General features: G+C 71.4%; 8 protein-coding genes and 1 pseudogene. 1 reads left to right on the top strand and 8 read right to left on the bottom strand.

The window, feature by feature from the left end:
* Positions 1-431: 431 nt before the first annotated feature.
* Positions 432-1,439 (bottom strand): stage II sporulation protein M, encoded by a 1,008-nt coding sequence (locus ACWCSV_RS34180; RefSeq protein WP_451149097.1) that lies wholly within the window; start codon positions 1,437-1,439, stop codon positions 432-434.
* Positions 1,440-1,564: 125 nt separating this feature from the next.
* On the opposite strand from ACWCSV_RS34180, the gene ACWCSV_RS34185 reads away from it, so the two are divergent.
* Positions 1,565-2,527: an RDD family protein gene (locus ACWCSV_RS34185; protein ID WP_451149099.1), complete on the top strand. Its 963-nt coding sequence runs from the start codon at positions 1,565-1,567 to the stop codon at positions 2,525-2,527.
* A gap of 105 nt (positions 2,528-2,632) precedes the next feature.
* On the opposite strand, the gene ACWCSV_RS34190 is transcribed toward ACWCSV_RS34185, so the two are convergent.
* From ACWCSV_RS34190 to ACWCSV_RS34220, 7 genes and pseudogenes are all read right to left on the bottom strand, one after another.
* Entirely contained in the window at positions 2,633-3,274 is a 642-nt protein-coding gene (locus ACWCSV_RS34190; protein ID WP_451149101.1) for a hypothetical protein, read from the bottom strand.
* Between the two features lie 146 nt (positions 3,275-3,420).
* Positions 3,421-4,878: an adenosylhomocysteinase gene (gene ahcY, locus ACWCSV_RS34195; protein ID WP_451149103.1), complete on the bottom strand. Its 1,458-nt coding sequence runs from the start codon at positions 4,876-4,878 to the stop codon at positions 3,421-3,423.
* Between the two features lie 248 nt (positions 4,879-5,126).
* Positions 5,127-6,188, bottom strand: coding sequence for a cation diffusion facilitator family transporter (locus ACWCSV_RS34200; protein WP_451149105.1), 1,062 nt, complete (start codon positions 6,186-6,188; stop codon positions 5,127-5,129).
* 108 nt (positions 6,189-6,296) lie between these two features.
* A complete protein-coding gene (gene manA / locus ACWCSV_RS34205; RefSeq protein WP_451149107.1) occupies positions 6,297-7,460 on the bottom strand; it encodes a mannose-6-phosphate isomerase, class I in 1,164 nt (387 codons plus the stop codon).
* 393 nt (positions 7,461-7,853) lie between these two features.
* Positions 7,854-9,005: an SIS domain-containing protein gene (locus ACWCSV_RS34210; RefSeq protein WP_451149109.1), complete on the bottom strand. Its 1,152-nt coding sequence runs from the start codon at positions 9,003-9,005 to the stop codon at positions 7,854-7,856.
* Between the two features lie 111 nt (positions 9,006-9,116).
* Positions 9,117-9,299 carry a Trm112 family protein gene (locus ACWCSV_RS34215; protein WP_266710528.1) on the bottom strand — a complete coding sequence of 61 codons (183 nt, stop codon included), beginning with the start codon at positions 9,297-9,299 and terminating at the stop codon, positions 9,117-9,119.
* Between the two features lie 95 nt (positions 9,300-9,394).
* Positions 9,395-9,487 (bottom strand): annotated as a pseudogene (locus ACWCSV_RS34220) (cytochrome c oxidase subunit II); the annotation flags it as partial.

A 9,487-nucleotide genomic window follows, 5' to 3' on the forward strand; every position in this document is an offset into this window, starting at 1 on the left:
ATCAGACTCTTTCGTGTCCGATTCCCGGTCGAAGCGGGTCAAGCAGTTTTCGCTTTCCAGTTCTTCGCTTTCGCGTTTCCCTTTCCGGCGAGTCCAACCCTACCAGACTCTATTTCGTTCCGTTTCCGGTCCGAATTTGATTCCGGCGGCCAGTTGGTGGGCCTTTGCCTTTCGGCTGATTCAACTTTATCAGAGCAATTGGGGACGAATGAACGACCCGGACTCTGCATGAAGGGAATCAAGTGGCTCTGCGGGAATGAACATTCCCTGCAAGAGCGAGATACACATTAGTGGTCGAACCCGAACCTGTCCAGCTCGAGCCAACTAGTAAAATCTACCTCCCCACAACCACTGTGTCAACAGCTTTTGTGGGCGAAGAGGAGACTAGCAGCTCAGCGAGGTCCGACGCACATCCGCCGTGACGTGGCGGGTCACGCGACGGTCGGCAGGGCGGCGGCGCGCTCTGCCGCGGTGACGTCGCCGGTGTCGCCTGCCCGGACCGCGCGGCCGCCCAGCACCTGTACGTACAGCAGAAATGCCAGCTCGGCGGCGACGCCGATGGCGATCCTGGCCCAGGTGGGGAGGGAGGAGGGGGTCACGAATCCCTCGATGACTCCGGACACGAACAGGACGAGGGCGAGACCGATGGCCATGCCGAGCGCGGCTCGGCCCTCCTCCGCGAGCGCGGCACGGCGGGGACGGGGGCCCGGGTCGATGAGGGTCCAGCCGAGTTTGAGGCCCGTACCGGCGGCCACGAAGACCGCGGTGAGTTCGAGGAGGCCGTGCGGCAGGATCAGACCGAGGAAGGTGTCCAGTCGGCCGGCGGACGACATCAGCCCCATGCCGACCCCGAGGTTGAGCACGTTGGTGAAGAGGATCCAGATCACCGGCAGACAGAAGAACGCGCCGAGGACGAGGCACATGGCGGCTGCCTGTGCGTTGTTCGTCCACACCTGGGCCGCGAAGGAGGCGGCGGGGTGGCTGGAGTAATAGGTCTCGTACTCGCCGCCGGGCCGGGTGAGTGCGCGCAGGTCGTCGGGGGCGCCTATGGCGGCCTGGACCTCGGGGTGCGTACCGATCCACCAGCCGATGAGCGCGGCGAGGAGGGTGGAGAGCACCGCCGTCGGCACCCACCAGTGGCGCGAGCGGTAGACCGCGGCGGGGAACCCAGCGGTGAGGAACCGGGTCGCGTCCCGCCAGGACGCCTTGCGGGTACCGGTCACGGCGGACCGGGCGCGGGCAACGAGCTGGGTCAGCCGCCCCTCGGTGCGCGGGTCGGGTGCCTGGGAGTGGATCAGGGAGAGATGGGTGGCCGTCCGCTGGTAGAGCACGACGAGCTCGTCCGCCTCGGTGCCGGTGAGGCCCCGGCCCCGCTTCAGCAGATGTTCCAGACGGTCCCACTCCGCGCGGTGGGCGGTGACGAAGACATCGAGGTCCATGGTGGGTGTCTGCTCCAGGCGAAGGGCGAAGGGGAGTACGGGTCCCGAACACGGCGGCGCGCCGGCGATCAGCTTGGCAGACTGTCGCACAACGGGGGCAGGGGTGGGCGACGAAGGGCGGGGCAATGAGCGAACTCGTGACCGGGGACGCGGTGGTTCTGGAGCTCAGACCGGCACGGCTGCCGAGCAGGGCGCTGGCGCAGGCCATCGACACCGCACTGCTCCTGATCGTCTTCGTCCTGCTCAGCATCGCGCTGGCCCTCGCCACGGCGACGCTCGACGACGCGGCCGTCGCCGCGGTCTCCGTGGCGTCGTTCCTCCTGGTGCTGGTCGGCGGGCCCATCGCGGTGGAGACCCTGAGCCACGGTCGTTCCCTGGGCAAACTCGCCTGCGGTCTCCGGGTGGTGCGCGAGGACGGAGGGCCCATCGCGTTCCGGCACGCGCTGGTGCGCGGGGCGATGGGCGTCGTCGAGATCCTGTCGTCCTTCGGCGCGGTGGCCGCGATCGCGTCCCTGGTCTCCGCCAGGGGCCGGCGGCTCGGGGACGTGTTCGCCGGGACGCTCGTCGTGCGGGAGCGGGTGCCGGACGACCGGTCCCGGGCGCTGCCGCCGCCTCCGCCGTGGCTCGCCGGACGTTTCGCCCAGCTGGACCTGTCGACGGTACCGGACGAATTCTGGCTCTCCGCACGGCAGTACGTGTCCCGCCTGCACCAACTCGACCCCGCCGTGGGGTACGCGATCGGCGAGCGGCTCGCCGGGGAGCTGGCGGCCAGGACGGCCGTGCCACCGCCGGACGGGGTGCCCCATGCGGCCTATCTGGCCGCCGTGCTGCACGAGCGCCGGACGCGCGAGGTACGGCGGATGCTGTCGGCCGAACGCGCGGCTGACCGGACAACGGGGGCAGCGGGGGTGCCCGTACCGGGGACCGGCACCACAGCCGGCGCCACGGGGGGATGGAGTGCGCCCGCGGGTGCTTCCGTCGCCGGCCCGAAGGCCGTGCCGGTCCCGCCCGCTGCACCCGTGGCGCCGGGGCCTCCCGCGACCCCTGCCGCCGCGCCTGCCTCCACCGGCTTCGCGCCGCCTGCCTGAGCCGCCGTCTGCCTGAGCCGCTGCCCGCCTGAACTGCTGTCTGCCTGAACTGCCGTCTGCCTGAACTGCGGTCCGACTGAGCCGCTTCCTGTCCGGGCCGGCGGATTACTCGGCCGGGTGCTCCGGTCGCGGTGCGGGTTTCGGGGAGGGCGGGGATTCGAGGTCTTCGAGTTCGATGCCGGGGGCGGCGAGGACCACGTCCCCGGCGATGTGCACCGTGTGGCGCTCCCCCGTGTTCAGGTCGCCGACCTGGTACGTGTCCACGTGCAGGGGGCCGTTGTCAGTGGGGTGCGCTTCACTGTCCACCAGGGCCCAGGACTGATCGACGGTCAGGGGCGCGAGGACCGGATCCGTGAAGGTGACCAGACGGATGCGGGTCTCGGGGGAACCGGGGGTGAGACGCAGTAGTCGCGTGACGGCGACGAGAAACGCGGGAGAGGTGCCGGAGAAGGCGTGGGCGCGGACGTTGCCCTCGGTCGCCTCGGTGCCGGTGGGGTCGGTCCGTACCCAGGTGACGCCTTCGAGGGCGGCGCCGCGGATCTGCCAGCCGCCCGCGTGCAGTTCCAGACGGATGGGCCGGCCGAGCTCGTCGAGCGCGAGGTCGGTGGAGCCGAGGTGGTCGCCGGAGGGAGCGGTCCTCTGGGCGACGTAGCGCCAGCCGGAAGGGCCGGGGGCGCAGTGGAAGTGCTCTTCACCGAGGGGGGTGCGATCGTGCGGATCGTGGAGCGAATATCGGCCGCGGGGCATGGGGTCCTTCGGGCTGCGCGGGCGGGGTACGGGGCAGGCCCCCGGCACGGGGGTGCGGGGGCCTGCGCTCGGACCTGCTGCTGAGACTGTTCCGGTCGCCGTCGGCCGGTTCCTCCCCTGCGGGGACGGGCCGACGGCGGGCGGGATCAGTAGCGGTAGTGGTCGGACTTGTACGGGCCGTCGACCTCGACGCCGATGTAGGCGGCCTGCTCCGGGCGGAGGGTCGTGAGCTTGACGCCCAGGGCGGCCAGGTGGAGGCGGGCGACCTTCTCGTCGAGGTGCTTCGGGAGCACGTAGACGTCGGTCGGGTACTCCTCCGGCTTGGTGAAGAGCTCGATCTGGGCCAGGGTCTGGTCCGCGAAGGAGTTGGACATGACGAAGGAGGGGTGACCGGTCGCGTTGCCGAGGTTCAGCAGGCGGCCCTCGGAGAGGACGATGAGGACCTTGCCGTCCGGGAAGGTCCAGGTGTGGACCTGCGGCTTGACCTCGTCCTTGACGATGCCGTCGATCTTGGCCAGGCCGGCCATGTCGATCTCGTTGTCGAAGTGGCCGATGTTGCCGACGATCGCCTGGTGCTTCATCCGGGCCATGTCGGACGCCATGATGATGTCCTTGTTGCCCGTCGTGGTGACGAAGATGTCGGCCTGCTCGACGACGTCGTCCAGGGTCGCGACCTGGTAGCCGTCCATGGCCGCCTGGAGCGCGCAGATCGGGTCGATCTCGGTGATGATCACGCGGGCGCCCTGGCCGCGCAGCGACTCGGCGCAGCCCTTGCCCACGTCGCCGTAGCCGCAGACGACGGCGGTCTTGCCGCCGATGAGGACGTCGGTGGCGCGGTTGATGCCGTCGATCAGGGAGTGGCGGCAGCCGTACTTGTTGTCGAACTTCGACTTGGTGACGGCGTCGTTGACGTTGATCGCCGGGAAGAGGAGGGTGCCGTCGCGGTGCATCTCGTACAGGCGGTGGACGCCGGTGGTCGTCTCCTCGGTGACACCGCGGATCTCGGACGCGAGCTGGGTCCACTTCTGCGGGGACTCGCCGAGGGTGCGGTTGAGGAGCGTGAGGATGTGGGCGTACTCCTCGCTGTCCGCGGTGGACGGGTCCGGGGCCGCGCCGGCCTTCTCGAACTCGACGCCCTTGTGAACCAGGAGGGTGGCGTCACCGCCGTCGTCCAGGATCATGTTCGGGCCGCCGGTGGGGCTGTTCGGCCAGGTCAGCGCCTGCTCGGTGCACCACCAGTACTCCTCCAGCGTCTCGCCCTTCCAGGCGAAGACCGGGACGCCGGCGGGGGCCTCGGGGGTGCCGGTCGGGCCGACGGCGATGGCGGCGGCCGCGTGGTCCTGGGTGGAGAAGATGTTGCAGGAGGCCCAGCGGACATCGGCGCCGAGGGCGACGAGCGTCTCGATGAGCACCGCGGTCTGCACGGTCATGTGCAGGGAGCCGGTGACACGTGCGCCGGCCAGCGGCTGCGCGGCGGCGTACTCCTTGCGGATCGACATCAGGCCGGGCATCTCGTGCTCGGCGAGGGTGATCTCCTTGCGGCCGAAGACCGCGAGGGAAAGGTCGGCGACCTTGAAGTCCTGGTTCTGGCTGACCGTCGTCATGGCGGGTCTGCTCCTCGTAAGGGTCGAGGGTGGGCTGGCTGGCTGTGCGGCGCCGGGCATACGAATGCCCGGGACTCGCAGCGCAGTCCGTCGGAGGCCCTCTCTCCCTCGGCCGGTCCGCTTCCGCGGGCCGATCGACCGCCATCAGCAGCGACGTCTGGTACGCGTACGAATCTACACCGAGCAGCCGTGAGCGCACCGGCCCACGGGGGAACGGTGCGCTCACGGGACGCACGGAATGGCTTGAATCAGTGCCCCGGGCCGGAGGGGTTCCCGCTGTCCGGGCCGGCCGGGCCGTCGGTGTTTTCGGCGTCGTCGGTGCCGGCCGCGCCCTCGGCGGGCTGCTCGGCCGCACCGGCCAGGGCGGACCGGCCGGGGTTGGTGCCCTTCGACGCGGCGTCCGCGTTGTAGATGTCGGGCTCCAGGTAGATGACCCGGGCGATCGGCACGGCGGCGCGGATGCGGGTCTCGGCGGCGTTGATGGCGTTGGCGACCTCGGTCGCGGTGTCGTCGTGCTGCACGGCGATCTTGGCGGCGACCAGCAGTTCCTCGGGGCCGAGGTGGAGCGTGCGCATGTGGATGATGCCGGTCACGGTGTCCCCGTCGACGACGGCGGCCTTGATCCGCTCGATCTGCTCGGCCCCTGCCGACTCTCCGAGGAGGAGGGACTTGGTCTCGGCGGCGAGCACGAGCGCGATGACGATGAGCAGGATGCCGATACAGAGGGTGCCGATGCCGTCCCAGACGCCGTCGTCGGTGGCGAGCGAGATCCCGACGCCACCGAGGGCGAGGACCAGACCGATGAGGGCCCCGAAGTCCTCCAGGAGCACGACGGGGAGTTCGGGGGCCTTGGCGCGGCGGATGAAGTCCGTCCAGCTCAGCGTGCCGCGGGTCTGGTTGGACTCGGTGATCGCCGTACGGAAGGAGAATCCCTCGGCGATGATCGCGAAGACCAGCACGCCCACCGGCCAGTACCAGGCCTCGATGGGGTGCGGGTGCTTGATCTTCTCGTAGCCCTCGTAGACCGCGAACATGCCACCGACCGAGAACAGGACGATAGAGACGAGGAAGGCGTAGATGTACCTCTCACGCCCGTAGCCGAAGGGGTGCTCGGGGGTGGCCTGGCGCTGCGCCTTCTTCCCTCCGAGCAGCAGGAGTCCCTGGTTGCCCGAGTCGGCCAGCGAGTGGACGCTCTCCGCGAGCATCGACGAGGAGCCACTGAAGAGGAACGCCACGAATTTGGCCGCCGCGATGGCGAGGTTGGCGGAGAGTGCCGCCACGATCGCCTTGGTTCCGCCTGACGCGCTCATGGGTGCCTGGTGTCCCTTCCTCGGTGCTGCAAACGCGGATCGGTGCTGCGCACGCGGATCGCCGCGGTACGGCCGCACATTGTTGCAGCACCGGGGGCGGACGGTACGTCAGGCCACCACGGTGGCCCGGAAGAGTGTGCCGCTACCTGCCGCTTCGACCGTTTCGCCCGCAGGTACGAAGACCGAGCCGCCCGGAACGAGGTCCAGCTCACCGGTGCGGAGCGAGCCGGCGGTGCAGAGCAGGATCTGCGGGGTGGCGGCGGTCAGGTCGGCGGGTGCGGCGCCGGGCGAGAGGTCGAAGCGGGACAGCCGGAACTCGTCGACCGGGGTCTCGTACGGCTCCTCGCCGGAGGGGGCCGCCTCGGGGCGCAGCACGCCGGGTTCGGTGGCCTCGAAGCGCACGATGCGCAGGAGTTCGGGGACGTCGATGTGCTTGGGGGTGAGTCCGCAGCGCAGGACGTTGTCCGAGTTGGCCATGATCTCGACGCCGAGGCCGTCGAGGTAGGCGTGCGGGACGCCCGCGCCGAGGTAGAGCGCCTCGCCGGGCTGGAGCCGCACGTGGTTGAGGAGCATCGCGGCGACGACCCCTGCGTCGCCCGGGTAGTGGCGGGCGATCTCGGCGTACGGGGCGTGGTCACCGCCGAGGGCTTCGGCTGCTGCGGCGGCCTCGCCGACGGTCGCGGCCATCTCCTCCGGGTCGGCGGTGAGGATCGCGGTGAGCACCTCGCGGAGGGCGGCTTCCTCCGGGTGGGCGCGGAGCAGGTCCGCGTACGGCTTGAGGGAGTCGACGCCGAGTGCCTCCAGCAGGGTGGCGGCCTCGTCGGGCCGGCGGAAGCCGCAGAGTCCTTCGAAGGGGGTGAGGGCGCAGATCAGTTCGGGCTTGTGGTTGGCGTCCCGGTAGGTGCGGTCGGGGGCATCGAGCGGGATGCCGCGGGCCTCCTCGTCGGCGAAGCCGAGCCGGGCCTGCTCCAGGTCGGGGTGGACCTGGAGGGAGAGCGGGGCCCCCGCGGCGAGGAGCTTGAGGAGGAACGGCAGGCGGGGGCCGAACTTCTCGACGGTCGCGGCGCCGAGTTCACGGACCGGGTCGGCGGCGATGACCTGGTCGAGCGGGAGTTCGGCGCCGTCACGGGTGAGCAGGGACGGCGCTCCGGGGTGGGCTCCCATCCACATCTCGGCCTGCGGCTCCCCCGTGGGCGGGGTGCCGAGCAGCTCGGGGATGGCCGTGGTGGAGCCCCAGGCGTAGGGGCGCACGGTGTTGGAGAGCCGGTCCATGGAGTTGTCCTCGGGCTTTCGTGAAGGTGTGCAGGCGTGGCAGGTACGGCGGGTGAGGCAGGTACGGCGGGTGAGGCAGGTACGGCGGGTGGGGCAGGTACGGCGGGTGAGGCAGGTACGGCGGGTGAGGCAGGTACAGCGGGTGAGGCAGGTACAGCGGGTGAGGCAGGTGTGACGGACGGGGCAGGTGTGACGGACGGGAGCGACGCGGGGACGGCGGCTCCGGCATACGGGCGGGCCTCCGGGCTTCCCGGCGGCTGCGCTTCCGGCGCCCCGGGGGCCACCCCTCGTCGGTAAGGCAGGCCAGGCGGTTCAGGCAGGCCATGCAGTTCGGACAGGCCATGCAGTTCGGACAGGCCATGCAGTTCGGACAGGCCGTGCAGTTCGGACAGGTCAGGCGGGGTTCTCGGCGGTCGGCGGCTCGGTGGCCAGCGAGAGGTAGACGGCGGCGAAGTCGGTGACGGCGAGGAGTTCGGCGAGCGCTTCGAGTTCGCTGCCCTCGTCGGGTTCGAGTTCGCTGATGGCCGTGTCGTGGCCGAGGGCGAGTTCGCGGGCGGCCGGGGCGGCGGTCAGGCCGCCGGTGGGCCGGTCCCGGAGGAGGACGACCCGGGCGCGCAGTGCTTCCTGCTCGTCGACGCGGTCGCGGAAGAAGTCCTCGGGGTCGGCTCCGGCGGCGAAGTCCCCGGCGAGCAGGGCGCCGTGCGAGGGCAGCGCTTCGGGGAGGGGCGCGGTGAGCGCGGGGCGGCCGGCGAGTTCGGCGAGGACGGCGGCGAAGCGGCGGCCGACCGGGCCCGCCGCTTCGCCCTCGGTCCACACCAGCGGCAGTGTGTCGGCGAGCTCGGCGGCGAGGGTCTTGGCCGGGTTGCTGTACGTGGCGATCGCGGGCCCGCAGCGTTCGGCGGTTCGGTCCAGCCGGTCCGCGACCTTGCGCAGGTCCTCCTCGGACGCCGCGAGCAGGCCGACCCGGTCGAGCAGCGCGAGGAGCGGGGTGAGCAGGGCCCAGAGGGTGCCGGGGCCCGCCGCCGAGGTCTCGGCGTCGTACTCGCCGTGCGGAGCGGCGGCCATGGGGACGAGGAGCCCGTGGGCCCTCTCGACGGCTTCGCGCAGCGGCGAGCGGGTGGGGGCGACGGCGACGACCGAGCACCCGCGCCGGTACGCCTGTTCGGCGAGGAGCGAGAGGCCGGGTTCGGCACCGTCGGCGGTGGCGATGAGGAGCAGGTCGACCGGGCCGGCCCAGCCGGGCAGGGTCCAGCGCAGCGCGCCGCCGGCCGGGGCGACCCCGGTGGGGCGGATGCGGGTGACCGGTGCGGCGGCTCCCGCGAGGGCGCCGATGATGTCGGCCACTCCGGTGGCGGCGGTACCGGGGCCGGCGACGAGGACGGAGCGCGGCCTGCCCTCGGGGGTCAGCGCTCCGATGCCGGCCTCGGCCGTGTGCAGGGCGGCGGTACGGACGCGGGCGCCGGCCTCGGCGGCCCCGCGCAGGAGCCCTCGGCGGTCGGCCCTGGCCAGGGCGTCCGGAGCGTCGAGCAACGTCTCGTCGAGCATGGCGGTGGGCCTCCGATCACCGTGCGGATCAGTGTGCGGGTGCCGGGCGCGGTCGCGGTCTGTCGCCGCCGGGGGTTCCGGAAGTGCCGGCGACACGTGCCTGGCGTTCCGTCACGCGGGGCGGCGGGCCTCGTCGACGAGGAGGACGGGGATGCCGTCGCGGACCGGGTAGGCGAGACCGCAGTCCGCGCCGGTGCAGACCAGCTCCGGGCTGTCGTCCGCCGTGCGGTCGTCGAGCGGGGAGTGGCACGCCGGGCAGGCGAGGATCTCCAGAAGGCCGGCTTCGAGCGCCATGGGGCGGGTCCCTTCGAACATGCGGTTGAACTTCGCGCGGTTGGGGCGAGGCCAGCCTACCGCCGGGGTGCGGGGGTCGCGGTCCGGCAGGACTACAGCGCCTCGATGGGCATGTTGTACCTGGTCTGCGGAGGAACCTCTACCTTGGTCCGGCTACGCCGGTGGAAGAAGGCACTCCAGAGGATCAG

The sequence above is a fragment of the Streptomyces sp. NPDC001770 genome (genome assembly GCF_053596135.1).

What these genes read in the sequence shown, in the direction of transcription:
- ACWCSV_RS34185 (WP_451149099.1), top strand. Translation starts at nt 1,565, where the DNA reads ATGAGCGAACTCGTGACCGGGGACGCGGTGGTTCTGGAGCTCAGACCG.
- ACWCSV_RS34200 (WP_451149105.1), bottom strand. Translation starts at nt 6,188, where the DNA reads ATGAGCGCGTCAGGCGGAACCAAGGCGATCGTGGCGGCACTCTCCGCC.
- manA (WP_451149107.1), bottom strand. Translation starts at nt 7,460, where the DNA reads ATGGACCGGCTCTCCAACACCGTGCGCCCCTACGCCTGGGGCTCCACC.
- ahcY (WP_451149103.1), bottom strand. Translation starts at nt 4,878, where the DNA reads ATGACGACGGTCAGCCAGAACCAGGACTTCAAGGTCGCCGACCTTTCC.
- ACWCSV_RS34215 (WP_266710528.1), bottom strand. Translation starts at nt 9,299, where the DNA reads ATGGCGCTCGAAGCCGGCCTTCTGGAGATCCTCGCCTGCCCGGCGTGC.
- ACWCSV_RS34210 (WP_451149109.1), bottom strand. Translation starts at nt 9,005, where the DNA reads ATGCTCGACGAGACGTTGCTCGACGCTCCGGACGCCCTGGCCAGGGCC.
- ACWCSV_RS34190 (WP_451149101.1), bottom strand. Translation starts at nt 3,274, where the DNA reads ATGCCCCGCGGCCGATATTCGCTCCACGATCCGCACGATCGCACCCCC.
- ACWCSV_RS34180 (WP_451149097.1), bottom strand. Translation starts at nt 1,439, where the DNA reads ATGGACCTCGATGTCTTCGTCACCGCCCACCGCGCGGAGTGGGACCGT.